This is a genomic window from Haloferax elongans ATCC BAA-1513 (assembly GCF_000336755.1).
GTDB lineage: Archaea > Halobacteriota > Halobacteria > Halobacteriales > Haloferacaceae > Haloferax > Haloferax elongans.
The window spans coordinates 145,731-170,193 of sequence record NZ_AOLK01000015.1; the positions used below are offsets into that span (position 1 = coordinate 145,731).

Annotated in this window: 23 protein-coding genes; 4 read left to right on the forward strand and 19 right to left on the reverse strand. The window is 63.3% G+C overall.

Annotation, left to right across the window (positions count from 1 at the left end; all coding sequences use genetic code 11):
- Positions 1 to 54: 54 nt before the first annotated feature.
- From C453_RS07400 to C453_RS07410, 3 genes are all read right to left on the reverse strand, one after another.
- Complete coding sequence (locus C453_RS07400; protein ID WP_008323640.1) at positions 55 to 918, reverse strand: CARDB domain-containing protein; 864 nt, start codon at positions 916 to 918, stop codon at positions 55 to 57.
- A gap of 80 nt (positions 919 to 998) precedes the next feature.
- Positions 999 to 1,661: a potassium channel family protein gene (locus tag C453_RS07405; protein ID WP_008323641.1), complete on the reverse strand. Its 663-nt coding sequence runs from the start codon at positions 1,659 to 1,661 to the stop codon at positions 999 to 1,001.
- 71 nt (positions 1,662 to 1,732) lie between these two features.
- Entirely contained in the window at positions 1,733 to 3,118 is a 1,386-nt protein-coding gene (locus C453_RS07410; RefSeq protein WP_049907570.1) for an APC family permease, read from the reverse strand.
- A gap of 192 nt (positions 3,119 to 3,310) precedes the next feature.
- Here C453_RS07410 and C453_RS07415 point away from each other — a divergent pair, with 192 nt between their 5' ends.
- Entirely contained in the window at positions 3,311 to 4,855 is a 1,545-nt protein-coding gene (locus C453_RS07415; protein WP_008323643.1) for a TrkH family potassium uptake protein, read from the forward strand.
- Positions 4,856 to 4,860: 5 nt separating this feature from the next.
- On the opposite strand, the gene trkA (C453_RS07420) is transcribed toward C453_RS07415, so the two are convergent.
- The 4 genes from trkA (C453_RS07420) to C453_RS07435 all read right to left on the reverse strand — a co-directional run bounded on the left by trkA (C453_RS07420) (position 4,861) and on the right by C453_RS07435 (position 10,008).
- Entirely contained in the window at positions 4,861 to 6,198 is a 1,338-nt protein-coding gene (gene trkA, locus C453_RS07420; RefSeq protein WP_008323644.1) for a Trk system potassium transporter TrkA, read from the reverse strand.
- A gap of 101 nt (positions 6,199 to 6,299) precedes the next feature.
- The gene (locus C453_RS07425) at positions 6,300 to 7,904 is read right to left on the reverse strand and encodes a TrkH family potassium uptake protein (RefSeq protein WP_049907571.1); all 1,605 of its coding nucleotides are present in this window, start codon (positions 7,902 to 7,904) and stop codon (positions 6,300 to 6,302) included.
- A gap of 93 nt (positions 7,905 to 7,997) precedes the next feature.
- Positions 7,998 to 9,335 carry a Trk system potassium transporter TrkA gene (gene trkA, locus C453_RS07430; protein WP_008323646.1) on the reverse strand — a complete coding sequence of 446 codons (1,338 nt, stop codon included), beginning with the start codon at positions 9,333 to 9,335 and terminating at the stop codon, positions 7,998 to 8,000.
- Between the two features lie 148 nt (positions 9,336 to 9,483).
- A complete protein-coding gene (locus C453_RS07435; protein ID WP_049907602.1) occupies positions 9,484 to 10,008 on the reverse strand; it encodes a type II toxin-antitoxin system RatA family toxin in 525 nt (174 codons plus the stop codon).
- Between the two features lie 120 nt (positions 10,009 to 10,128).
- On the opposite strand from C453_RS07435, the gene C453_RS07440 reads away from it, so the two are divergent.
- The 3 genes from C453_RS07440 to coaBC all read left to right on the forward strand — a co-directional run bounded on the left by C453_RS07440 (position 10,129) and on the right by coaBC (position 13,147).
- Positions 10,129 to 11,106 carry a DUF7551 domain-containing protein gene (locus tag C453_RS07440; protein WP_008323648.1) on the forward strand — a complete coding sequence of 326 codons (978 nt, stop codon included), beginning with the start codon at positions 10,129 to 10,131 and terminating at the stop codon, positions 11,104 to 11,106.
- 37 nt (positions 11,107 to 11,143) lie between these two features.
- Positions 11,144 to 11,923 (forward strand): FAD-dependent oxidoreductase, encoded by a 780-nt coding sequence (locus C453_RS07445; RefSeq protein ID WP_008323649.1) that lies wholly within the window; start codon positions 11,144 to 11,146, stop codon positions 11,921 to 11,923.
- Positions 11,924 to 11,989: 66 nt separating this feature from the next.
- Positions 11,990 to 13,147, forward strand: coding sequence for a bifunctional phosphopantothenoylcysteine decarboxylase/phosphopantothenate--cysteine ligase CoaBC (gene coaBC, locus C453_RS07450; RefSeq protein ID WP_008323650.1), 1,158 nt, complete (start codon positions 11,990 to 11,992; stop codon positions 13,145 to 13,147).
- 35 nt (positions 13,148 to 13,182) lie between these two features.
- Here coaBC and C453_RS07455 read toward each other — a convergent pair whose 3' ends face one another.
- From C453_RS07455 to C453_RS20165, 12 genes are all read right to left on the reverse strand, one after another.
- The gene (locus C453_RS07455; RefSeq protein WP_049907603.1) at positions 13,183 to 14,928 is read right to left on the reverse strand and encodes a Na(+)/H(+) antiporter subunit D; all 1,746 of its coding nucleotides are present in this window, start codon (positions 14,926 to 14,928) and stop codon (positions 13,183 to 13,185) included.
- 140 nt (positions 14,929 to 15,068) lie between these two features.
- Entirely contained in the window at positions 15,069 to 16,766 is a 1,698-nt protein-coding gene (locus C453_RS07460) for a cation:proton antiporter (RefSeq protein ID WP_008323652.1), read from the reverse strand.
- Positions 16,763 to 18,250, reverse strand: coding sequence for a monovalent cation/H+ antiporter subunit D family protein (locus tag C453_RS07465; protein ID WP_008323653.1), 1,488 nt, complete (start codon positions 18,248 to 18,250; stop codon positions 16,763 to 16,765). The genes C453_RS07460 and C453_RS07465 overlap by 4 nt, the downstream gene beginning before the upstream one ends.
- On the reverse strand, positions 18,243 to 18,602 hold the full coding sequence (locus tag C453_RS07470; RefSeq protein ID WP_008323655.1) for a cation:proton antiporter subunit C: 360 nt from the start codon (positions 18,600 to 18,602) through the stop codon (positions 18,243 to 18,245). The genes C453_RS07465 and C453_RS07470 overlap by 8 nt, the downstream gene beginning before the upstream one ends.
- Entirely contained in the window at positions 18,599 to 19,066 is a 468-nt protein-coding gene (locus C453_RS07475) for an MnhB domain-containing protein (RefSeq protein WP_008323656.1), read from the reverse strand. The genes C453_RS07470 and C453_RS07475 overlap by 4 nt, the downstream gene beginning before the upstream one ends.
- Positions 19,063 to 19,608, reverse strand: coding sequence for a DUF4040 domain-containing protein (locus C453_RS07480; RefSeq protein WP_008323657.1), 546 nt, complete (start codon positions 19,606 to 19,608; stop codon positions 19,063 to 19,065). The genes C453_RS07475 and C453_RS07480 overlap by 4 nt, the downstream gene beginning before the upstream one ends.
- Complete coding sequence (gene mnhG, locus C453_RS07485) at positions 19,601 to 19,918, reverse strand: monovalent cation/H(+) antiporter subunit G (protein WP_008323659.1); 318 nt, start codon at positions 19,916 to 19,918, stop codon at positions 19,601 to 19,603. The genes C453_RS07480 and mnhG overlap by 8 nt, the downstream gene beginning before the upstream one ends.
- 1 nt (position 19,919) lies before the next feature.
- Positions 19,920 to 20,210 carry a cation:proton antiporter gene (locus C453_RS07490; RefSeq protein WP_008323660.1) on the reverse strand — a complete coding sequence of 97 codons (291 nt, stop codon included), beginning with the start codon at positions 20,208 to 20,210 and terminating at the stop codon, positions 19,920 to 19,922.
- A gap of 2 nt (positions 20,211 to 20,212) precedes the next feature.
- Complete coding sequence (locus C453_RS07495) at positions 20,213 to 21,304, reverse strand: monovalent cation/H+ antiporter subunit E (protein ID WP_008323662.1); 1,092 nt, start codon at positions 21,302 to 21,304, stop codon at positions 20,213 to 20,215.
- A gap of 187 nt (positions 21,305 to 21,491) precedes the next feature.
- Positions 21,492 to 21,977: an Lrp/AsnC family transcriptional regulator gene (locus tag C453_RS07500; RefSeq protein ID WP_008323663.1), complete on the reverse strand. Its 486-nt coding sequence runs from the start codon at positions 21,975 to 21,977 to the stop codon at positions 21,492 to 21,494.
- A gap of 99 nt (positions 21,978 to 22,076) precedes the next feature.
- Entirely contained in the window at positions 22,077 to 24,281 is a 2,205-nt protein-coding gene (locus C453_RS07505; protein WP_008323664.1) for an amino acid permease, read from the reverse strand.
- Between the two features lie 3 nt (positions 24,282 to 24,284).
- Entirely contained in the window at positions 24,285 to 24,440 is a 156-nt protein-coding gene (locus C453_RS20165; RefSeq protein WP_160163390.1) for a hypothetical protein, read from the reverse strand.
- Positions 24,441 to 24,463 lie beyond the last annotated feature (23 nt).

The window sequence follows — 24,463 nt, forward strand, 5'->3', positions numbered from 1 at the left end:
GGCGGGCCGCCCGCTTTCATACTTACGACGGCAGTTTGCCCGCCTCTCACACCATCACGACGGCGGCTTGACCGTCGTTTCGGTCGATACCGACCCACCGCGCCAGTTGAGGCGCAAGTACATCGGTCTCGACTCGGTGCCGCCGTCGAGAGACGGGATGTACGAGTACGTCCACGTCATCGACTCCCCGGCTGCGAGTTCGGCTTCGACGCGTTTGATTGGCGTGTAGGCGACGAGTGGCCCGGAGCGGTTGAACGCGCCGACGAACGTTCCGTCTTCCGGCCCGGTGTTCTCGATGGTCGCTGTCAGGGTCACTTCGCTGCCGCTTTCGACGCGATCGGGGGCCGACACGTCCGAGACCGAGAAGTCGGTCGGAGGGCGCGCAAGCGTCGAGCGGGCGTCCGCGCCGAGTTCGAACTGCCCGCCAGGGCCTCGAAAGACGACCTCGGGCGCTTCGAGCGGCTTCGGAACCGAGAAGACGAGATATCCCGAGGCCTCCCCTTCGTAGGGGTCGCCGCGGGACCAGAGCGTGTACGAGGGAAGGTTCTCGGGGAGCGTCGGGTCGAACGTCTGCCCGTCGGCCGAGAGTTCGAACGCCTCGACCGGCGGGCCGGACTCGCCATCGACGAGGACGGTGACGAGAACGAACTGCTCGTCTCGGTCGCCGAACGTCCCGATTGAGTCCGGGGTGTTGAGCCCGACGAGTTCGGGGGTGATTTGGACGTTCGAGACGGTCACGTCGGCCGGTTCGGTGGTGGTCGTGGTCCTGTCGCCAGTCGTTTCAGTGGTCGGGGTCCGCTCGGTCGTCGGCGACTCGTCGTCCGACCCAGTCGGTGTTCCCAAACACCCCGTGAGAACTGCGAGCGTCGTGCCGCCGAGACCGAGTAGCTCTCGGCGAGTGGGCGATGCGGAGGGCATGGTTCACACTCCGAACACGTTTCGGAATAAGCTTTCAGGCGATTGTCTGCTCCCGGACGCGACGCGATTGCCGACGCGACTCACCCCCGGAACAGATTCATCACTTCGTTCGCGACGGGAGATTCAATCGCAAGGACGTAGCGGTGGCCTGCTTCGAGGACCGTGTCGGGGCCGCCGATGCGGTCACCCTGATAATCGACGATGATGAGACACCCACGCGGGAGGCGGACTTCGTCGAGACGCTTGCCAGCGACGGGCGCATCCTCCGCAACCTCGACTTCGACGACTTCGACGTTGCCCGCGATGTCCTCGATGGTTCTGACCCCACCGTCCGCGATTTCGTTCACTGCGGCGCGAGAGCCGAGTCGCTCGGGGAAGACGAGACCGTCGACGAACTCGGTGTACAGTTCGTCCGGCGTGTGGCCGACGCGCATCACGGTCCGGACCTGTGACATCCGCTGGGCGGCCATACAGACCGCGAAGTTGGTGGTCTCGTCGTCGGTGAGCGCGGCGACGACGTCGCTGCGCTCCGGTTGGGCCTGTCTGAGCGTTTCGGGGCGTGAGGCGTCGCCCTCGATAACTGTCGCGACGTACTGTTCGGAGATTTCGGCACAGCGGTCGGGGTCGGCCTCGACGACGACCACGTCGTGGCCGCGGTCAGAGAGCAGTTCGGCGGTTCGCAGTCCCATCTCGCCGCCGCCAGCGACGACGACGCGCAGGTGGTGTGGCTCTGAATCGGTCATTGGTGTGTATTAGTGTCGAATGGTAGTAGTCGTCTGGGTGGCTCTGTGAGGGGTCGGCGGTTCATTCGGCGTCAGTCGTCTCCCTGTTCGGCGGTCGGAATCGGCTCTGGGTCCTGAATCTCGGGCGACTCTGTCGGTCCGATATCGCCCCGACGCGAGAGCAGGAAGTAGACGACACCACCGAAAATGAGCCAGCCGATGGCGAGCGCCCACGTGAACGGGTCGATGAACAGTCCGAGCAGGGCGTTGCAGACGATGCCGAGAACTGGCGTAATCGGGTAGTAGGGAACCTCGAAGGGGCGTTGGAGGTCGGGTTGCCGCCGCCGGAGCCGAATCAGTGCGTAGTTCACGATGATAAATCCGAGAAGCGAGAACAGACTCGCCAGATTTCCGACGATACGAATCGGCACGACGACGACAGCGACGAGCATCACCACCGCCGAAACGAGAATCGCTACGAGTGGCGTCCCGTACCGGTGGTGGAAGCGCCCCAGCGAGGCGGGTAGCTGCCGTTCGCGACCCATCGCGAACGCCACGCGCGACGACCCGATGACGACGGCGTTGAGCGCCGAGATAGTCGAGAACACCGCGCCGAAGGCGATGAGCGCCGCGCCCGTCCCGATGAGGGGGAACGTGGGCATGAATCCCTCTGCGGCCTCTGCGATGGCCGTCTCGCCCGCCCCAGCGAGTCCATCGGCACCGAGCGTTCCGATGGCGACGAAGACGACGAGGAGGTAGACGACGACGGTAGTGAGAACCGAAAGCAGAATCGCTCGCGGGATGTTCACCCGCGGGTTTTCGACCTCTTCGGTGACGGTGGCGATGAGGTCGTACCCCTGAAACGCGATGAAGGTCAGCCCCATCGCGGGGAGCACTGCCAGCGGCCCCTCCGTGAACAGTGGGTCGAACTCGCCGACCTTCGTGGCGGTCAGCCCGAAGACGACGAACACGCCGAGGATAGCGATTTTGACGAGTGTTATCGCCGTCTCACCTCGCCCCGACGCTTCGGTCGACAGCGCGTTCAGCGCCACGAGCGTGACGACTGCACCCAGCGCGTACAGCACTGGTGGACCGGGGAGCGTGAACCCGTAGAGGTGGCCGAATTCGACGAAGTTCGACGCGAAGCCGAGCGCGTAGAGCGACCCGGCAATCATGTACGTGAACCATCGCGTCCACCCCATGACGAACGAGACGGGTGCGGAGAAGACCTCGCGGACGTAGGCGTATCCACCTCCGTTGCGCGGGATTGCTGCCGCCAACTCCGCGTACGACAGCGCCGTGAACGTCGTCACACCCCCGTTGAGCGCGAAGACGACGATGGCTGCTGGTCCAGAGATTTCGACCGCGAGCCCCGTCAGGACGAAGATGCCAGCGCCAATCATCGCGCCGATACCGACCATCGTCGCGTCGAGCAGACTGAGACTCACCGCCGGTTCACGGCCGCCAGAGTGGCTCACTGGACTCCCCCCGTAGTACCGTCTCCGTCTAGCCACCGATACGAGGCGCGCATGTGCAGTGTACATCTCGTCGTGTGTGAATAAATGTCATGTCCGTGTTGCAGTTGTGACGAGTCGCGTCCGGCGGTCTGCTGACAGTCGGATACCTAAGGAATCATATGGCTGCTACTAATCTGGATTCGTGAAGACCACATGAGAGTCGATTTCACGACCTACGTCGATTACCGGACGAGCCTGGGCTTCCTCGGGTCGGTAATCAAGTACATGGCGATTCCGCCGTTGGTGCCCATTCTCGTCGCCCTCTACTACGGCGAAAGCCCACTGCCGTTTCTCGTTGCGATGGGCGTGATGCTTGTCGTCGGGGCGGGGCTCGAACGCCTCCGAACCGACCCCGACCTCGGACACCGAGAGGCGTTTCTCCTCGTCAGCCTGACGTGGCTCGCCGTCCCGCTCGTCGGGATGATTCCGTATCTCGTCGCTGGACAGGGAACCGTCGCGCACCCGGTGAACGCGCTGTTCGAGAGTATGAGTGGCTTCACGACGACGGGAGCGACCGTCCTCGGCGACATCTCCTTCGAGACGCACTCGCGGTCGATTCTGATGTGGCGACAGCTCACGCAGTGGCTCGGTGGGATGGGTATTATCGTCCTCATGGTTGCTATCCTCCCCGAACTCTCGGTCGGTGGTGCTCAAGTCATCGACCAGGAGGCACCCGGTCTCTCTATCGAGAAGTTGACGCCGCGGATTCGAGACACCGCCCGGATTCTCTGGCGAATCTACATCGGCTTCACCGTCGCCGCAATCGCCGTCTACTACGGACTCCACTTCTTCGGCTTCGCGCCGAACATGGACTTCTACAACGCCGTCGCGCACGCGCTGACGACCTTACCGACTGGTGGCTTCTCACCCGAGGGGCGCAGCGTCGAGGCGTTCACGCCCGCGATTCAGTGGGCAATCACGTTCTTCATGATTGTCGCGGGGACTAACTTCGCCCTCTTTTGGTACGTCTTCGCGGGCGAACCCGAGCGCCTGACGAAGAACGCGGAGTTCAGAACCTACCTGTTCATGATGGGTGCGGTTGGGGTGCTCCTCACCGTGCTTCTGTTCACCGGCGTCGGACTCACCTCGGTCCCGAACGCCATCGCTCCGATTTCGGGTGACCTCGAACACTCGCTTCGACAAGCAATCTTCCAGACCGCTGCGGTCGTGACGACCACCGGTTACGCGAGCATGGACTTCAACACGTGGGACCAGTCGTCGCAGGTCATCCTCCTCTTGGCGATGTTCCTCGGTGGGTCCGCCGGGTCCGCAGCCGGGTCTATCAAGATTATCCGCTGGTACGTCATCCAGAAGGCGGCGGTTCGCGAACTGTTTACCTCGGTTCACCCCGACGCAGTCCGCCCGATTCGACTCTCCGACGAGATTATCGACGAATCGACGATTCGCGGCCTGTTCGTATTCACGATGACGTTCCTCGCCATCTTCGCCGTCTCGACGGTGCTCATCTACCTCGACAGTCTCCGTATCGGTCTCGAACTGACGGCTATCGAGGCGGTGAGTGCATCTATCGCGACGCTCGGTAACATCGGTCCGGGTGTCGGTGTCGTCGGCCCCATGAACAACTTCCTGCCCTTCTCCGATGCGGCCAAACTGTACATGGTCCTCCTGATGTGGATTGGCCGACTGGAGATTCTATCTGTCCTCATCATCTTCACGCCGTCGTACTGGCGAGGGTGAAGTGACTAGACCGTAGCCGTCACCTCGGCTGCAACAGTCTCGTCGACGAAGAGGACGACGTGGTCGCCGGGTTCGATGACGGTCTCACCGCGCGGCGAGACGAGTGCTCCCGCCCGCGCGATTGCCCCGACGACGACGCCCTCGGGAAGGTCGGCTATCGACTCGCGAATCGGTCGCCCGACGAGGACGCTCTCGCCGCCGACTTCGACTTCGAGTACTTCCGCGCGGTCGTCTTCGATGAACGCCAGTTTCTCGGTCGTTTGCTCGCGCGTGAAGCGCGTTATCTCTTCTGCGGTCACGACCCGCGGATTGACTGCGATGTCGACGCCGACCGTCTCGAACAACTCGCGGTACGCGCCGGTTTCGACCACCGCAATCGTCTGGTCGACGCCGAGTCGCTTGGCGAGAAGCGAGACGAGGAGGTTCTTCTGGTCGTTGTCGAGCGTGGCGACGACGGTGTCTGCCATCCCGAAGTTCTCCCGGTCGAGCGCACTCGTGTCGGTCGCATCGACGTTCAACACGAGCGTTGCCGGCAACTCCTCGGCGACCTCGCGAGCGCGGTCCGGGTCCTGCTCGATGAGTCGCGGCTTGATACCACGCGTCTGCAGTAGCCGGGCGACTTGCACGCCAATCTCGCTTCCGCCGACCACGAAGACGGTCTCTGTGTCCGCCGCCGCTGCCTTCGGCGCGGCACGCTGTGCAAACTGGTGGACGGTCTCGGGTGTCCCGATGACGACCACCTTGTCACCCGATTCGAGTTTGCTGTCTCCGCGGGGGAGTTCCACCGCGTCGTCGCGGAGAATCGCGGCGAAGGTGAGTAACTCGAACTGGTCGGCCTCGCTGACCGTCCGACCCAGGAGTGGACTGTCCTCGCCGAGTTCGAACTCCGCCATCTGAACGAGACCGTTGGCGAACCAGTCGACATCGACCGCAGCGGGGAGACCGATGACTTGGACGATGTCTTCGGCGGTGAGCAGATTCGAACAGACCATGAAGTCGACACCGAAGGTTCCCCGCGAGCGCTCCCACGTCCTGAGGAAGCCGACGTGCTTGACGCGGGCGATAGTGAACGCATCGCCGAGCGCCTTCGCGGTCCCGCAGGTCGCGAGGTTCGTCTCGTCGTCGTCGGTCGAGGCGATGAGGAGGTCCGCGCTGGCTGCGTCGGCCGCTTCCAGCGTCTCTAGCGACGCGCCGTCACCAGTAAGCGCGAGCACGTCGTGAGAGTAGTTCATCTGTTCGACGCGCTCGGAGTCGATGTCGATGACGACGACGTCGTGTGAATCTGCGAGACTTGCGGCGATGTGCGACCCGACTTCGCCAGCCCCGACGATGACTACGCGCACGGCTGTCTCGCCCCTGTCTGTTCCATACTAACATGTCTCGTGGAACGTCAATCAACATTTCCTCCGCATCGACGACAGCCCGTCGGGGTCGCTGCTAGCGGTCAACGCCGCCAGTACTCGGGTGTGAACAGCACGAGCACCGGCAGAATCTCCAGTCGGCCGACCCACATCAGGAGGACCATGTAGAGCTTCGAACTGTTCGAGAAGTCGAGATAGCTCCCCATCGGGCCGACGACACCAAAGCCTGGGCCGACGTTCCCGAGCGTCGCAGCGACGGCGCTCATCGATTCGAGGACGCTCACCTGCAACCCGATTCGCGCAGCGTCAAGGTGGACGAGGCCGGTCGAGACGAAGAACAAGACGAGATACAGGAGCGTAAAGGCGTAGATACCGCGGATGGCCCGTTCGTCGACCGCACGGCCAGCGAGTCGGACGGGACGAATCGCCTCGGGGTGGGCCGTCGTAAACAGCTCCCGACGGAGCGACTTCAGGATGACGTACCAGCGGACGATTTTGATGGCACCACCGGTCGACCCCGCGGAGCCGCCGATGAACATGGCAAACAGGAGGCCGTACTGTGTCGGCGCGCTCCACGCGTTGAAGTCCATGCTCGCGTAGCCAGTCGTCGTGACGATAGAGACGACCTGGAACACTGACTGTCGAAGCGACGATTCGGGACCGCCGATGATGGCGTTGCGGACGCCTTCGAGATACAGTTGGTCGTACGTCCCACCCGAGGGTGCGACAGAGACGAGGCCGTCACCGAGGAAGAGGACGGCGGCGAGAATCGCCGAGATGACGCCGATAACGCCGAGATAGAACTTGAACTCGGTGTCGCGGACGAGTTTCTTCGGTTCGCCGGTAAGGACGTGCCAGAAGAGGGCGAAGTTGGTCCCCGCGGCGACCATGAAGGGGATGATGACCCACTGGGCGGCAGCCGAGAAAGCCTCGATGCTCCGCGCTTCGGGAGAGAATCCGCCTGTCGGCATCGTGGTCAAGCCGTGAGCGATGGCGTTGTACACGTCCATGTTCGGCGCGAACCCCGTGACGTTGAGGCCGTACAGGAGGACGATTTCGAGGACGGTGAGGCCGAGGTACGCACCCCACAGCGCACGGGCCGTCTCAGCAATTCGCGGGGTGAGTTTCTCGATACCGGGACCGGGCGCTTCGGCGTCCATCAACTGTGCACCACCGACCGACAGCTCTGGAAGAATCGCGACCGCGAGGACGACGATACCCATTCCGCCGAGCCACTGGGTGAGCTGTCGCCACATCATGATGCCGCGAGTGTGCGAGTCGAACGAGATGTCGCCGAGGACGGTCGCTCCCGTCGTCGTGAACCCGCTCATACTCTCGAACAGCGCGTTCACCGGGTTCGCCAGCGTCGATTCGGGGTGAATCGCCGACGTGACGAACGGGATGCCGTTGGCCTCGATGAGGAACGGAATCGCTCCGACCACGGTGACAGCAAACCACGTCGCCGCGACCATCAAGAATCCCTCGCGGGCACCGATATCAGAGGATTCAGAGAGTTGTTCGAGGCCGCTGCCGACGAGCACGGTGAGGCCCATGGTGACGACAAACGGCATCACCGACTCACCGTAATACAGTGAGACGACAAGTGGGAAAGAAAGGGGGACTGCAAGATATTTCAACACCGTCCCCACGAGACGGAGGCTTGCTCGATAGTCGACGCGAAGTTTCATCTGTGGCAGAACGTTCCGTGCGCTGGGGTTTTGCCTGTTCGGATTCCGCGACAGGTCCGTGAATCCGTGTCGCAGCGGGCGCTATCGCGGTTCTCAGAGCTTCGGCGACACGTCGCCGATAACCGTGCTGTCGACGAAGACGACGACGTGGTCGCCGGGTTCGATGACCGTGTCACCGCGGGGAGTAATGAACTCGCGTCTGCGTGTTATCGCACCGATGACGACGCCCTCGGGGAGGGCGGCAATCGACTCTCGAATCGGTGTTCCGGCGAGGATGCTGTCGGGGTCGACCTCGATTTCGAGGACTTCTGCCTTGTCCGTCTCGATGAGCGCGACGTTCTCGGCACCACCCTCGCGAGTGAAGCGCGTAATCTCCTCGGCGACCACTTCCCGGGGACTGACGCCGATATCGACGCCGACAGCCTCGAACAGTTCGACGTACGGCGTCGTGTCGATGACGGCGACGGTTCGTTCGACGCCGAGGCGACCGGCTAGTAGCGTGACGAGGAGGTTCTTCTCGTCGGAGTCGAGCGCCGCGACCACGAGGTCGGCGTCGCCGACGTGCTCGCGTTCGAGGAAGTCAACGTCGGTCGCGTCGCTCTCCATGACGATGGTTCCGGGGAGGAGTTCGGCGAGTTCGCGGGCGCGGTCGGCGTCGTGTTCGACGAGTCGCGGTTTGAATCCGCGTTCTTCGAGGAGGCGAGCGACGTGATAGCCGATTTCGCTCCCGCCGACGACGACGACTTCTTCGGCGGTTCCGGGCGACTCCTCGGGCGCAATCGTCGCCGCGAACTGCTGGACGCTCTTTGGACTGCCGATAACGACCACGCGGTCGCCGGGGCTGATGACGGTGTCACCGCGCGGAATCGTCACTTCGCCGTTGCGGAGGATGGCGGCGAACGTGAGCGAGTCGAATCGGTCGGCCTCGCGGACCGTCTGGTTCGCGACGGGGCTGTCGTCGTCGATTTCGAACTCGGCCATCTGGACCTGTCCGCCCGCGAAGGGGTCGACGTCGCGTGCGGCCGGGAGGCCGACGACGCGGACGATAGACTCGGCGGCGAGCAGGTTCGTACACACCATGAAGTCGACGCCGAAGGCCTTCTCGGAGCGCTGCCACGTCCGAAGGTACTCCGTGTTCTTCACGCGGGCGATGGTGAACGCCTCGGAAATCGCCTTGGCGGTCGCACAGGCGACGATATTCGTCTCGTCGTTGTCCGTGGAGGCGATGACCATGTCTGCGCTGTCGATACCGGCCTCTTCGAGCGTTTCCACCGAGGTACCGTCGCCGTTGATGGCGAGCACGTCGAGCGAATAGTTCAGTTCGTCCACCCGTTCGGAGTCGCAGTCGATGACGACGACTTCGTGAGTGTGGTCGAGGTCGGCCGCAATCGACGACCCGACCTGTCCAGCGCCGATAATAATCACGCGCACGAGGGACCAGCCCCTATCATACCCCATCTTTGTATCGGCGGTGGGTATGTGCATTTCCCTTCGGTGGTCACCGCGGAAGACGCACCCACGCTAGGCTGTGTCGTCGAGAACGTTGACTCGGGCAACCAACTACCGTTCGGTCGCCTGCTTAGCGATGAACCGTCAGTTCGACACGTCGGGGTCGCCCCTCTAAATCGGCGACGATGCGCTCGACGATTCGTTCGGCTTCCTTCTGGAGGACGGGTCGAACCTTGTCGACGACCCAGCCGAGAGAGACGAATCTCGGGAGGTCGATATCGCCAGCCGAGACCGTTTGGGTGTCGTATTCGACTTCGAAGAAGACTCTGGAGGCCGTCTCCGCGTCACTCGGGGCGTCGTCCGGGACGTCGTCGAGTTCCTCGATACGCCAGTGCCCCGTCGCGTGGATGTCTTTCGTCACCGTCCAGTCGATGCGGTTCGGCGGGTCGACGTCTGTCACCCGTGACTCGGCGGTGTAGGTGAGTTTCCACCACGCGAACTGGAGGTGGTAGCGTGTTCCGGGTGTTCCGTCGCCGAACTGCCGCACGTCGGTCAGGTGCTTGGAGTAGTTTGCGTACCGCGGGAAATCTACGAGAAACTCGTAGACTTCCTCGGGGGGCAAGTAGACGACGGTACTGACGGCTATCTCGTCCACGACACTGAGTTTGCCCGAGACCAACTAAGCGTTGTGGGAGCGCCTGTCTCGGGTCACTGTGTCCCGACCGTCACGAACATCGGAACCTATAATCGGGGCCTTTCGATACCTAACAATGAGATGGTCGGGGGGACGCTGCGGGATATCCGGGCGGAGGTTCGGTCTCTGTCCCGGCCCGACGGCGACTACATGGTGGTGTGTGGGAAGCTTGGTACTGAACCGTCGGTCGTATCCGGACTCCGGTTTCCGGACCGTGATGCGGCGAGCGAAGCGGCCGACCTCGCCAAAAAGTACCGAGACGCACTCCGCCGCTACGACCCTGCTGTCCCCTACTACGACCCGTTGGTCAACGAGGTATCGGACGGACCAGATGCGTCGCTCGTAACCGACTCGGTCGACGAACGGACGCGGTACATTTCGTTTTGTCACGACGTCACCGGCTCGGTCTTCGAAGCGCTCTCCGAGACTGGCGCGCGGAGTGTCGAATCCGCGGCGATGGAGACGTACCTCACGCTCGCCGAAGTCGTCTCCGACGAAGACGACTTCTGTCTCACCATGCTGTGGAGTCTGATGAGCGAGATGGACGTTCGACTGTCCGTTCCCGAACAGACGAACGTGGTCGAGACGGCCGCCGAGCGGTTCGCTTCCGCGCCGATGTCGAACCCGGTGGAAGCCACGCTCCAGAACCTCGAATCGGCGTCGTTCATCGAAGGCTACTCGTTTCGCTCAGTGACTCACGAGTCAGAGACGCCGGATTCACAGGCGGCAGCGTCCGCCGCCGACGAGAACGAGTCTGACAGCGGCGACACGACCCAGCCCAATTCGTGGGAACTCACCTTCGGAGACTACGCGCTCGCGGAGCGGACTGGCCGACTCCCCACCCTCCCAATCGCTGTCGACCTCCTCCGACGGACGCCCAGTCAGTCGGTCCGATTCTACGACGGAGAAGCGTTGTCTGACTCCCGGTGGCGACTCCGCCTCCAGACGGGGACACACTTCGAATCGGCCGGTCTCGTCAGCGTCGATGCCGTCGAAAACCGGTGGCTGAACGATTCGGCTGCACCGCTTCGGTCGGAGCGACCGGGCCAAAGCGATTAACGGCGAACCTTTATTTTTGGGGGGAGTACCGCCGCGCATGTCTGAGACGAATCCGCGAGACGTCCTCGTGGTTGGCGGTGGCGTCGCAGGCCTCACCGCGGCGACGTTCCTCGCCCGCGCAGGCCTCGACACGCTCGTCGTGAACGCTGGAGAGTCTATCGTTCGACGCAACGCGCACCTCGAAAACGTCCCCGGCTTCCCGGCGGGTGTCAACAGCCGACTCTTCACCGACCTCCTGACCGAACAGGCCGACCGCTCTGGTGCTGATTTCCTGACCGGTCTCGTCGTCGACCTCGACGTGCTCGGAACCGAAGCCGACCCGTTTTTCGAGGCGACCGTCGAGACCGAGGATGGCGAAGAAACGATTGCTGCAACGCGAGTCATCGCTGCCTCGTGGGCCGACGCGTCGTATCTCGAAGATACTGGCGTCGAACTCCGAAGCGCCGGGTCGAAGACGTACGTCGATGTCGACGACCTCGGCCGAACCGCCGTCTCCGGGCTGTATGCGGCGGGGCGAATCACCGAAATCTACCACCAGACAGTCGTTGCCGCTGGCGACGCCGCGGAGACCGCGATTACGCTCGTCCACGACTCCGGCACGGCGTTCTACAACGACTGGGTCACCCCCGAGGGCTACTTCACGGGCCGTGGGCGCGAGGTGCCTCCTGCGTGCGAAGAAATCGATGCCGAAGAGCGCGACCGTCGCGAACGCGAGTCGCGCGAAGTCATGCAGGAGTTCTTCGCCGACGACCACCCCGAGCCACAGCGGACCCATCCGAGCCTCGTCGAAGACGAACTCGGCCGGCTCGACGAATAACAGCAGCCTCCGACCGGGCCACAGACGCGAATCTTTTTAATCGATAGCGGGCGCAGAGACGAGTGAATGCTGGAAGGTGTCAACGTCGCGCTCGGGGTGTCCGGGAGTATCGCGGCCGTGAAAGTCGTCGAGTTGGCGCACGAACTCCGCCGACAGGGGGCGTCCGTTCGTGCAGTGATGTCGAACGCCGCGACGAGTATCATCCACCCGTGGGCCGTCGAGTTCGCCACCGAACACGACGTCGTCACCGAGATTACCGGCCGCGTCGAACACGTCGAACTCTGCGGTCGCGAGGGCTGGGCGGACGTGTTCCTCGTCGCGCCCGCGACGGCCAACACCGTCGGAAAGATGGCCGCCGCTATCGACGACACGCCCATCACGACCTGTGCGACCACTGCGCTCGGCGCGGATGTGCCAGTCGTCGTCGCGCCCGCGATGCACGAACCCATGTACGACCACCCGGGCGTCTTGGAGTCTATCGAGCGTGTCGAGTCGTGGGGCGTCGAGTTCGTCGACCCGCGGCTCGAAGAGGGGAAGGCCAAAATTGCGACCGAGGAGGCCATCGTCACGGGCGTCGCGAAGGCGACGACCGAACAGACGCTCGCCGGGAAGTCAGTCGTCGTCACCTCCGGGTCGACCACTGAATCGGTCGACCCAATCCGAACGCTCTCGAATCGCGCGTCCGGGCGAACAGGCCGTTCCGTCGCCCGCGCGTTGGCGATTCGCGGTGCTGACGTGACGCTCGTCCACGACGGCGACGACGTTCACTACGCCGACGTGCTCGCTATCGAATCTGCGGCAGAGATGCTCGACGCCGTCCAAGCGGCGGTCGACGCCGGTGCCGACGCCCTCATCTCTGCGGCCGCCATCTCGGATTTCACCGTCGAGGCCGCCGACCAGAAGATTCGTTCCGGCGACGCCATCACGCTCGACCTCCAGCCAGCGCCGAAGCTCATCGACACGGTTCGAGAGTCACACCCCGACCTCCCTATCGTCGGGTTCAAAGCCGAGACGTCCGGCGACGACGACGCGATGGTCGAACAGGCGCGGAGAATTATGGACCGCGCCGGTCTCGCGTTCGTCGTCGCCAACGACGCCTCGGTGATGGGGTCGGACGAGACGCGTGCGCTTGTCGTCCGCGACGACAATATCGGCGAGTTCGCTGGCTCGAAAACTGAACTCGGCGCTCGCGTCGCATCGGAACTCGAACGCGAACTCTCCTAAAAAGTCGTCAGCGTCAGAGCGGAATCGTCGCCTCGTCAGCCGAGGAGGCCGACGAGGTAGCCACCGAGAATCACCACGACGAGGACGATGCTCGTCGCGATAGTGGCTCGGAGGCTTCCGGTGGTGATATCCTTTGCATCCGCGTCACCGAGCGCGCCCGCAACCCGGCGGGCCGTCGGGTAGGGGTCGGCAATGGCGGTCGCAACCGCGTACGACCCAGACGAGACGGCGCGGTCGACGGCGGCGAACAGGTCGGTCGTCCCGCGGACGAGCACCCGCGTGCCGTAGAACACTGCCGGGTTCAACACGGCGTCGACGTCCGGCACGTCGCCGACCTTCGACAGCGGCTTTTTGAGCGCGACGAAGCCGATGACGCCCAGCGCGGCGAGCGCGAACCCTTCGCCGAGGTGGCTCAGCGTGAAGGGATGCGCCTTGGCGGTGCTGCCGGGGAGGATGCTGAACAGCGCGTCGGGATACAGTCCGAAGACCACACAGAGCGCGGCGACACCGAGCATCGCAACCGCCTGTCCGGTGTGCGCGCGGTCGAGCGACCACTCGCGGTTTGCGTCACGGAAGAACGCGTAGTAGCCGAACTTGATGAAGGACATGAACGTCCCGACACCCGCGGCGAGGAGGATGTAGAAGATACCGTCGAGGTGCTCTTTGTGCGCCGCGGCGGTAATCATCCCCTTACTGACGAAGCCGTTGAAGCCGGGGAAGCCGCTGATGGAGAACGCGGCGATGGTAAAGGCGAGCGCGGTAATCGGAAGCGCACCGCGGAGATTCCCGAGGTACTTCAGGTTCTCCTCGTTGGTTCGCGAGAGGACGACGCCCGCCGTCATGAACAACAGCGCCTTGTAGAGGATGTGGTTGTAGACGTGGGCGAACGCGCCAGCGGTTGCGAGCGCGGTTCCGATACCGACACCCGCGACCATGTAGCCGACCTGCGACTGGATGTGATACGACAGGAGCCGTCGCATGTCGTCTTGGAGCAGCGCGTAGATGACCCCGAGCAGTGCCATCGCCGTCCCCATGTAGGCGATTGCGAGGTTGCCCTCGGGGAAGGCGCGAGCGAGACCGTAGACACCGGTCTTCGTCGTGAACACCGACAGGAAGACCGAGGCGGCGAAGTGCGGCCGGGGGTACGTGTCAGGAAGCCACGTGTGCAGTCCGACGTAACCGACGTTGACGCCGATACCGACCGCGGCGAGCGCCGCGGGGATTCCCGGCGCGATGCCGTTCGTCGCCGAGAAGAGGAACGACTCCACCTCGACGTAGTGCCAGACGATAGCGCCCATGAGGAGACTGCCACCGAGACCGTGGGCGATAGCGTAGCGGTAGCCCGCACGGACGGCGTCGCCGCCGTAATCCCACACTAAGAGGGTGCTGGTGACGGCCATGAGTTCCCAGAAGAACACCATGGTCAGCCAGTCACCGGCGAAGACGGTTCCGAGACTCGTCCCGACGTAGCCGAGGGCGTACGCGGTCTGGAGGTTTCGCGCGTCCGACGAGTACGAGTACAGTACTGCCGCGACGCCGATGATGCCGAAGATGATGCCCATCAGCCGCGAGAAGTCGTCGACGTTGAACAGGACGGCCTCGAAGCCGAGGAACGACACCGGGAGGTGGACACCGGCCGGTGCGAGAAGCGACCAAACGGCGACCGCCCCGGTCGCGAGGATACCGAGTCCATGACCGACTCGCCGCGAGACGAACGGCATGATAATCGCCACCGCGAGGACGACGAACGCGGGTGGCAAGAGCGTGAGGCTACTCGCCATCAANTGAAGCGACCAAACGGCGACCGCCCCGGTCGCGAGGATACCGAGTCCATGACCGACTCGCCGCGAGACGAACGGCATGATAATCGCCACCGCGAGGACGACGAACGCGGGTGGCAAGAGCGTGAGGCTACTCGCCATCAGAACACCACCCCCGTCGCGCCAGCGACGACCTGTTGGACGAGCGCGAGGAACACCGCCGTGTAGGGAACGATACCGAGGACGAGCGCGCCGGTCGCGGCCGTCGCAATCGGTGCCATGATGAACCACGTACTCTCGGTGCCGAGCGCGCGGTGCTCCCACCCCGCTGCTGGCGGGCCGCCGTGGTGCTCGTCGTCGTGGTCGTGTGCGTCCTCAGTGAGGTGGTCGCTGGGGTGTTGGTCGACTGCATAGGTTTCTCCGTTCGCTTCGGTTTCAGAGGTGAGCGTCGCGTTCTTCCGTCCGCCGTCAGCACGGGTGGGCGTGCCGCCGATTGGGAACTCGATGAGCGGTTTCGCATCGGAGTCCTCGGGCGTCTGGAAGAACGCCTGGTAGATAATCGGCCAGAAGTAGCCGATGTTCAACAGGCCGGAAGTGAGTAAGACGAGAGCAAACACCGTCTGTCCGGCATCGAGACTCCCGATGAGGAGGTACCACTTGCTGACGAACCCGGCGACGAGCGGCAGGCCCGCCATGCCGAGGCTTGCGATAGTAAACGCAATCATGGTCAGTGGCATCCGCTTCCCGATACCGGCCATGTCGCTGATATCGTCGGTGTGAGTCTCGACGTGAATCGCGCCCGCACAGAAGAACAGCGTGAGCTTCATGAACGCGTGGGCGGGGATGTGGAGCAATCCGCCGACGAGCGCTGCGGGCGAGAGCAACGCGAGACCGAGCACGATGTACGACAACTGACTCACCGTCGAGTACGCGAGTCGCCGTTTGAGGTTGTCCTGTCTGAGCGCGATGATACTCGAGACGAGGATGGTGAACGCGGCGACGGCGGCGAGTGGCAGGCCGACACCGAGTGACTCCACGGTACCCGGACCGTACACGTCGAGAATGACGCGCGCGATACCGAAGACACCGCTTTTGACGACGGCCACAGCGTGCAGGAGGCCCGAAACGGGCGTCGGGGCGACCATCGCGTCAGGAAGCCACGAGTGAACCGGCATGAGGGCCGCCTTCACACCGAACCCGGCGATGAGGAGGCCGAACGCAGCGCGAGCGAGAACTGGGTCTGCGCTCGCGAGCGCGGCGATGCCGCCGGGCGTGAACTCGACAGATCCGGTCGTCAAGAACACGAGCGCAGTGCCCGCGAGTGCGGCGACGCCGCCACCGAAGGTGTACGCCAGATACTTTCGACCGGCCTTGCGCGCTTCGTCAGTCTCGTCGTGAGTGACGAGTGGGTACGTCGCCACCGTCAGCAGTTCGTAGAACACGTACAGGACGATGAGGTTCGACGCGAACGCGACACCGATTGCGGCGCTGACGCTCCCCGCGAACGCGGCGAAGTACCGCGTCTGCGAGTGCTCGTCGAGGCCGCGCATGTAGCCGATACTGTAGAAGCTCGTGACGACCCAGAGGAGACTGGCCAAGAGGCCGAAAATCATCCCGAGCGGGTCGGCGGTGAGCGTGAACGAGATGCCGGGTACGAACGCCCCGAGCTCGGTCACGTAGGTCGACCCGTCGAGGACGGCCGGCACCATACTGGCGACGATGGCAAGCGTCGAAACGGACGAGGCGATGGTCGCGCCCTCGCGGAGGTTCGGGCGACGGTTCAGTGCGACGATGAGGAGAACACCGACCGCGGGGGCTAACACGGCCGCGAGCGGTCTCAGTGAGTCGAGTTCAGTCATACGAAGTACACCTCCAGTGCAGGCTGGATGATGCTGATGAGGTCAGAACCGGCGATGCCGAGCAGGACCGCGGTGACCGCGGCGACGACGACGACGGTTCGCATGCCGAGCGAGACGTCGCTCGCTGGCTGGCCGCCGTCGGCCGAAACGCTGGCGTCGGCCACGTCGGCCTCGTCGGGATGGGTGAAGTACATCCGCTCGATGACGCGCCCGAAGTACGCGAGCGTCAGGAGCGTGCTGACGACGACGACGAGCGCGACCGACCACGACCCGGCTTCGACCGCACCGACGACGATGTTCCACTTGCCGATGAAGCCGATTGCGGGCGGGATGCCGACCATCGAGAACGCGAGCACGGCGAACGCCGCGCTCGTCACCGGTTCGCGAGCGGCAAGTCCCTTGAACTCGTCCATCGTTCGAGCGCCGACCGACGCGGCGAAGACGCCGAGCGCCAGAAACAGGCCGCCTTTCATCACGGCGTGGCCGATGAGGTGGACCACCGCGCCGATAAGCGCCGTCTCGTTCCCGATTCCGATTGCGGTGACGACGAGACCGAACTGCGAGACAGACGAGTACGCGAGCATCCGTTTGAGGTCGGACTGCATGACTGCGAGTACCGACCCGGCGACGATGCTCACGCTTCCGAGGAGGACGAAGGCGTCCGCCGCGATGGGAACCGTCTCGAGGAAGTCACGGGTGAAGACCGTGTAGGTAACGCGGAACAGCCCGTACGCCGCAGCGGTCGAGACGAGCGCGGAGATGTACGCGCTCACCGTATCCGGCGATTCGGCGTACGCACCGGGTTGCCACGTGTGCAGTGGGAAGACGGCGACCTTGACTAACAGCCCGGTCGCCATCAGGCCGAACCCGGTCAGCACGGCTGGCGTGTACCCCACCCCGGCGAGTGCTTCCGAGAGGGAAGCCATGTTCAACGTCCCGGTGGCGATGTAGAGATAGCCGGTCCCGAGCAGGTACAGCGAGGCACCGATAGTACCGACAAACAGGTACTTCAGGCTCGCAACCGCGGCCCGGGGCGACCGACCGCTCGCGACGAGCGCGTAGGTTGCCAGCCCCGTAATCTCCAAGAAGACGTACAGGTTGAACACGTCGGCAGTCGCAACGACGCCGGAGATACCCGCGGTGAGAAGCGCCAGTTCGCTGTAGAACGCGTTCGAGTGCGGTCCGGCGCGTCGCGCGTACACCACGACGCCCAGCGTCGAAAGCGAGATGAGCACTAACAGCGGTGCCGAGATGCCGTCGGCGACGAGTTCGATACCGAACGGTGGTTGGAAACCGCCGACCGCATACGAGAGCCGCCCGCTCGTAACCACTGCGTTGGCGACGACTGTCGACAACCCGAGGTGGGCGAGCGACATAGCGAGTGCGACGTACCACCCGGCGCGGTCGGAGAGAATGCCGAGGAACACCGGCAGTATCGCCGCCACAATCGGGAGTACGATGAGCAAGACGAGTGCGTCAGTCATCTACCTGTACCTCCTTGATGACGTCTTCGTCGAGAGAGCCATAGCCGTTGTAGATACGAACGATAAGCGCGAGCGCGACGGCGGTCAGGCTCACCCCGACGACAATCGCCGTGAGAATGAGCACGTGCGGGAGCGGGCTCACGATTGGACCCTCGGAGTGGCCGACGATGGGCGGAACGCCGCCGTCGACGTAGCCGGTGGTCACGAAAAAGAGGAAGATACCAACTTGGAAGATGTTCATACCGATGACCTTCCGAACGAGGTTGGGACTCCCCATGACGACGTAGAGCCCGATGCCGACCAAGAGAATGCTCGCGATGTAGTTGTAGTGGGTCGTAAGCAGGTCAATCATGCTTCATCACCGTCCGTCTCCTCGTCGGAGAACCCCGCAGCGAGGTTCATAAACAGCGAGACGATGACGCCTGCGACAATCGCCCCGATGCCGAGTTCGACGAGTTCGATGCCGTATTTGACACCGTGGCTGATTCCGTAGGCGGAGTAGTTGAGGAACGGTCCACCGAAGGCGAGCGCACCCAAACCGATGAGTGCGAACGTCGATGCTCCCCCGCCGATGACGACGCGAACGAAGTCGTCGTCGAGCCACTCTCGCGTCGGTTCGATACCGAAGGCGAACGCGAGCATGATGATACTCGACGCGACGATGGCTCCACCTTGGAAGCCACCGCCCGCGGACTCTGCGCCGTGGAACATGACGAAGAGCCCGAACGTGAAGACGAACGGGCTGACGACGCGAACTGTCGTCATGATAATCGTACTTTCGACGTATGCACGGGGGCTGAAATCGAGTGAACTCATACGTACACCTCCTTGCGAAGGACGACGAGGACCGCGATTCCGGCGGCCAGCACGACCGCTGCCTCACCGAGGGTGTCGAACCCACGGTAGGCGGCCAACACCGCCGTCACGACGTTTTCGACGTCAGTCTGCGGGTACGCGTTTTCGAGGTAGTAGCGCGTCACCTCAGAGGTTGCGACCGCCGAGTTCGGGTCTCCGATGCGCGGCAGCGAGCGCACCGTCGTCAGCAACACGCCGACGAGGGCCGTCGCTACCGCCGCTGGACCCCACTTAATTCGCTCGAAGAGGCGGTCGCCACCGGGACGAACCGTCCGAACGATGGTCAAGAGGAACAGGACGGTCGTGACGCCCGCGCCGACGGCCGCTTCGGTGAGCGCCACGTCGGGTGCGCGCAGAAGGACGTACACCAACGCGATACCGAAGCTGAATCCGGCGAACGCGATAATCGCGCTGAGGATGTCGCGGAGGAACGCGGCCGCGAGCGCAGCGAATATGACGAACGCGAGCAAGAGCGCGAACAACGTGAGCTGCACGTCAGTCACCTCCTCCGTCGTCTGCAGTCCACGGTTCGATACCCTGTTCGTAGGCCGCCCGGGTGATGGCGTGAGCGGCCGTCGGGTTAGTGATAAACATGAACAAGAGCAGGAGCGCCGTCTTGACGGCGGCAACGTCCGCCCCGAAGAGGAGCATGACTCCCCCGAGCGACAGAACCGTTCCGAGGGTGTCACTCTTCGAGGTGGCGTGAGCGCGGGTGTAGAGGTCGGGCAGTCGGATGATACCGACGACCGCGACGAAGCCGAAAAACACCCCCGCGAGGACGAGCCCCGAGATGAGGTATTCGAGCGGCGTCATCTCAGAGCACACCTCCGCGCTCGACGATGAACTTCGAGATTGCGATGCTTGCGAGGAAGTTCAACAGCGCGTAGACGAGCGCAACGTCGAGGTACCCCGGTTGGCCGAACGCCGCCGCAGCAAGCGCCAACACGACGACAGTGTTCGTCCCGATGGCGTTGATGGCGATAACGCGGTCTTCCATGGTGGGACCGCGGACCACACGGTAGAGCAGCACGATGGCGAACGTCGCGAACGCGGCCGCCCCGCCGAGCAGAACCGTTTGGAACGTCGAAAAACCTTCGAGTACCATTGTTAGGGTTCCTCCGGTGTTTGTGGAACCGATTCGTCTTCGACCGTCCCGCGCTCTCGCGGGCTCGGGATGCGCGCCGCTGCGCGACCGTAGAAGATGAACCGCACGGCGCGTTCGAGCGTTCCACCGGCCAGTCCGTCACGAGCCGAGCCAGTAAGCGAGTGAATGACGAGACTGTCTCGGTCGACATCGACAGTGAGCGTGCCCGGCGTCAGCGTGATGCTGTTCGCCAGCGTCGTCACCGAGAGGTCGTCCCAGATAGCCGCCCGATATCGCTGTATCTTCGGGTCGATAGGCAAGCTCGGGTGGAGGATAATGTACGCAACCTCGATGTTCGCTTTCAGAATCTCCCACAGCAGGTACGGAACGTACAGGATGAACCGGCCGGTCCGCCTGAGCAGGCGGCCCGCTTTCGGCGTCTCTCTGAACGTGATACGAGAGAAGACGGTGGTGACGATACCCGCCGAGACTGCGCCGGTAACGAGGTTGAACGTGTCGAGCACACCGGCCAAGAGCAGGTAGAAACCGAACGATGCGCCGAACATCACGAGCGCTTTCGACAGGTTCGAACGGCTCGGAAACCGTCCGCGCTCGACGACGCGGTCGACAGGGGCTTCCTCGACGATACGGTCAGACCGAGAGAGTTCGAGTTCCAGCGGTTGGAGCATCGGTGCGCTCCCGCCAGGCTGGTACTCCGGGTCCACGATGATACGGCCAAGGTCGCGGTCGCGTGCGTATTCGAGAAGTACGTCCGCGAAGTCACTCGGCGAAAACAGATATCGGTCTTCGCCGACGACAGCCGTCTCTATCGAGACCGGTACACCGTCGTCGTCGATTTCACCGTCGTCGTCGTAGTCTAAGTCCTCGGCCGCCCAGACACGCGCTCGGTCGAGTACGTCGGCGACCTCTTCGGACGCCGACCGTTCGACTTCGTCGACCAACTGCCAGCGGACCGGATAGACGAAATGAACGGTCGCTTCTTCACCCGTTTCGCTGGCGACACGCCGAGCTTCACGAGTTGCGTACGCGGCCGTGTTCCTGAACGTCGAGGACTCTCCGACAGGGACGAGAATACGTGCGCTCGTCTCTGACATCACCCACCTCCGGCGCCGTTCGAGACAGTTCGCCGCGGATTCAGATACTGACTCATAAGCACTATTTCCCACTTACAAAAGGCAGGCAAAACGCTTTCCGCTATCGGATGGCGAGTATTGGCGATTCGACACACTGTCTGTGGATTAGTTCGGTTCTCGAACGCCGTCCAGTCGAGCGATTTGGCAGTCAGTCGTCGTCTTCGTCGGTCGACCCCTTGCCGAAGGGACTGTACGGGGAGGTGTACTCGTTGCGGATGAGTTCCTCCTCGGCGATTTCGAAGCCCAGCGCGCTGAGTTCGCGACCGATTCGACTCAAGTCGTCGCTGTTTCGGCCGAGTGCGGTTATGTGGACGTTCTTCTCGCCGGTCATGATCTCTCGAACCGAGATGACGCCGTCGACTTCCAGTGCCGCCTTTGCGAGTTGCTCTCGCTCGGGAATCGGCGCGGTACAGAAGATAATCGTGTGGAGTTGGTAGCCCAGCACCTCGTAGTCGATATCGAGATGACTGCCCCGGATAACGCCCTTCGATTCGAGCTTTCCGACTCGGTTTCGAACCGTACTCGCCGAGACGCCGAACGCCTCTGCGATGTCGCTTCCGGAGGTGTGTCGAGCGTCCTTCTGAAGCGCATAGAGGATGTATTTGTCGAGATCGTCTACCGAGATGGTCGCCATGCACCAACGAATGGACGTGCTTAAAATAGGTGTTTTGTTCCCTCAGAGGCGCTCCTGCAGTCGAAAACGCGTCCGAGAGCGGGTAACGCCGTCTCATGGTCAGAAGACCCACCGGTCGAGTGCGCGGGCGATTCGACTGCGTCGCATCGAGTCGCGGCCGTGAACGGCGAGAACTGAACCTTCCCAGCGGTCGATGGTGTGCTTCCCGCGGTCGGCTCTGGCCGCGGCTTCGTCTTCGACACTCACGACGAGAATGTCGCCCGTTTTTGCGGGAGTATCGCCACCATCGGAGACCAAGTCCCCTGTTTTGACCGGCACGGAACAGAGCTCAGCAATCTGCGACTTGTACTCTCGGAGGCTCGTCGCCTGTGCCGCAGACGCGCCAGCGTCAGACTCGTGGCTCAGGTGAATCACCGCACCGGCCTGGCTCGCGAGTGCGTCCGCGACGGCGACTTTCGTCGGGTCGTACGGCCCTTCGCTCGTCAGCAGTTCGACCGTCTCGATGTCGTCGAGACCGCGGTCGTCCAGCAGGGCCACCTCGCAGGTGGCGTGTCGGAGAATCCAGTCGATGTCGTTTCCGAGGAGTCGCTCTCGAACGCTGGCCGAGCGGTCGGGTTGTTCCATGAGCACGATATCGGCACCGGAGTGGTCGGCGTAGTTGACCACCGCGTGTTTGGTGTCGTGGCTGACGATGGTGCCGCAGTCGACCGTGACGTCGAAGTCGGCACCGAGTTCGGTGGTCTGACGCTCGAACTGAACGTCGGCGGGCGACTGTATCTCCGAGGCGTGCGCTAACGGCACTTGGTCCGGGACCTCGTCGAATCGGCTGACGATAACGCGACCATCGTGTCCGCGAGCGAGGTCGGCGGCGACACGAACTAACGAGCGCTCTCTGTCTTTCGAGATATCGTTCGAAATCGCGACGAGGACGCGGTATTCGTCGGCCACCGAGCCGATTGTCTCTTGGGTTCGGTCGACGGCGTTCTGTGCAACTTCCTGTCGGACTGCGTCGATAGCCGCGCCTTCGCGGTCGACTCGCTCGTGTGCGTACACGTAGTACCACGTAATACCGGCAGCCACGAGGACGACTGCGCCGACGAGCGGCACCGTACCCATCTGCGTCAACAACACGAGACCACTGACCGCACCGAACAGTTGCATCCACGGGTAAAGCGGCGAGTCGAACGACGGTTCGTACTCGACGTGGCCTTCGCGGAACGCGATGACCGCGACGTTGATGAGCACGAACACGAGCAGTTGAAACGCGCTGGCGAGTTTGGCGATTTCCAAAAGCGGGACGAACGCAATGAGCAGGAGCAACACGACGCCGGTGAGCGTGATGGACGTGCTGGGCGTTCCGAATCGGTCGCTAATCGTCGCTAACGACGGCGGGACGAGGTTGTCCCGACTCATGGCGAACGGATACCGAGACGAAGAGAGCACGCCCGCGTTTGCGGTACTCACCAAGGCGAGAACCGCCGCGATGACGACGGCGACGATTCCGGGCGTCCCCAGCGTCGCTTCGGCGGCAAGTGCCATCGGCGTCGAACTCTCAGCGAGCGCGCCCCGGTCTGTGACGCCGACCATGACCGCCACGATGAGCGTGTAGAGAAGCGTCGTGAACACGAGCGACCCGAGAATACCGAGCGGGATGTTGCGGCCGGGGTTCTCGACTTCTTCGGCGACGCTTGCGATTTTCGTGACGCCCGCATACGAGACGAAGACGAGCCCAGTCGCGGCGAGCAATCCGCCGACCCCACCGCTGAAGAACGGCTGGTAGTTCGTCGAGTGGACGCTCGGCGTGCCGCCGATGACGAACCACACGAGCGCGGCGAGCATGAGTACGACGATGACTACTTGGAGGCGACCAGTCTGCTTCGCGCCGACGAGATTGACGAGCACCAAGAGTGCTGCGAGCGCCAGCGCGACCGGCGTGACGACGCTCGGAGAGACATCGAACAGCAACAGGAGATACGGAACGCCACCGACGAGGGCGAGGGCACCTTTGAACGACAGCGAGAACCACGTCCCGATGCCAGCGACGGTGCCGAGGAGCGGTCCCATACCGCGCTCGATAAAGAGATACGTCCCACCGGATTCGGGCATCGCGGTCGCCATCTCGGACTTCGAGAGCGCCGCCGGAAGGACGAGAATGCCTGCGATGACGTACGCGAGAATGACTGCGGGACCAGCGATGTCGATGGCGAGCGCCGGGAGGATGAAGATGCCGCTCCCGACCATCGCACCGATGCTGATAGCGAGTACTGAGTAGATTCCCAAGTCGCGTTCGAGTGTCTTTCCCATCTGTTATCCACCTGCCGAGTAGACCGCGGACTGCTCGGAGTGAGTCGCATGTAGCGTGTCGAGCGGTTCGACCCCAAACCGACCGAGCGTGGGGGTCGAAACGTCGTGTTCAGCGGTCGAATCGCGGCAGCCATCGAGTATCAGCGTTCGTTCGAGCATGGTTGGTAAGACGGCCGTTGACT

What these genes read in the sequence shown, in the direction of transcription:
- C453_RS07500 (WP_008323663.1), bottom strand. Translation starts at nt 21,977, where the DNA reads ATGGCGACCATCTCGGTAGACGATCTCGACAAATACATCCTCTATGCG.
- C453_RS20165 (WP_160163390.1), bottom strand. Translation starts at nt 24,440, where the DNA reads ATGCTCGAACGAACGCTGATACTCGATGGCTGCCGCGATTCGACCGCT.
- C453_RS07470 (WP_008323655.1), bottom strand. Translation starts at nt 18,602, where the DNA reads ATGATTGACCTGCTTACGACCCACTACAACTACATCGCGAGCATTCTC.
- C453_RS07405 (WP_008323641.1), bottom strand. Translation starts at nt 1,661, where the DNA reads ATGACCGATTCAGAGCCACACCACCTGCGCGTCGTCGTCGCTGGCGGC.
- C453_RS07455 (WP_049907603.1), bottom strand. Translation starts at nt 14,928, where the DNA reads ATGGCGAGTAGCCTCACGCTCTTGCCACCCGCGTTCGTCGTCCTCGCG.
- mnhG (WP_008323659.1), bottom strand. Translation starts at nt 19,918, where the DNA reads ATGACGCCGCTCGAATACCTCATCTCGGGGCTCGTCCTCGCGGGGGTG.
- C453_RS07505 (WP_008323664.1), bottom strand. Translation starts at nt 24,281, where the DNA reads ATGGGAAAGACACTCGAACGCGACTTGGGAATCTACTCAGTACTCGCT.
- C453_RS07425 (WP_049907571.1), bottom strand. Translation starts at nt 7,904, where the DNA reads ATGAAACTTCGCGTCGACTATCGAGCAAGCCTCCGTCTCGTGGGGACG.
- coaBC (WP_008323650.1), top strand. Translation starts at nt 11,990, where the DNA reads ATGCTGGAAGGTGTCAACGTCGCGCTCGGGGTGTCCGGGAGTATCGCG.
- C453_RS07490 (WP_008323660.1), bottom strand. Translation starts at nt 20,210, where the DNA reads ATGGTACTCGAAGGTTTTTCGACGTTCCAAACGGTTCTGCTCGGCGGG.
- C453_RS07460 (WP_008323652.1), bottom strand. Translation starts at nt 16,766, where the DNA reads ATGACTGAACTCGACTCACTGAGACCGCTCGCGGCCGTGTTAGCCCCC.
- C453_RS07415 (WP_008323643.1), top strand. Translation starts at nt 3,311, where the DNA reads ATGAGAGTCGATTTCACGACCTACGTCGATTACCGGACGAGCCTGGGC.
- C453_RS07445 (WP_008323649.1), top strand. Translation starts at nt 11,144, where the DNA reads ATGTCTGAGACGAATCCGCGAGACGTCCTCGTGGTTGGCGGTGGCGTC.
- C453_RS07465 (WP_008323653.1), bottom strand. Translation starts at nt 18,250, where the DNA reads ATGACTGACGCACTCGTCTTGCTCATCGTACTCCCGATTGTGGCGGCG.
- C453_RS07440 (WP_008323648.1), top strand. Translation starts at nt 10,129, where the DNA reads ATGGTCGGGGGGACGCTGCGGGATATCCGGGCGGAGGTTCGGTCTCTG.
- C453_RS07400 (WP_008323640.1), bottom strand. Translation starts at nt 918, where the DNA reads ATGCCCTCCGCATCGCCCACTCGCCGAGAGCTACTCGGTCTCGGCGGC.
- C453_RS07475 (WP_008323656.1), bottom strand. Translation starts at nt 19,066, where the DNA reads ATGAGTTCACTCGATTTCAGCCCCCGTGCATACGTCGAAAGTACGATT.
- C453_RS07495 (WP_008323662.1), bottom strand. Translation starts at nt 21,304, where the DNA reads ATGTCAGAGACGAGCGCACGTATTCTCGTCCCTGTCGGAGAGTCCTCG.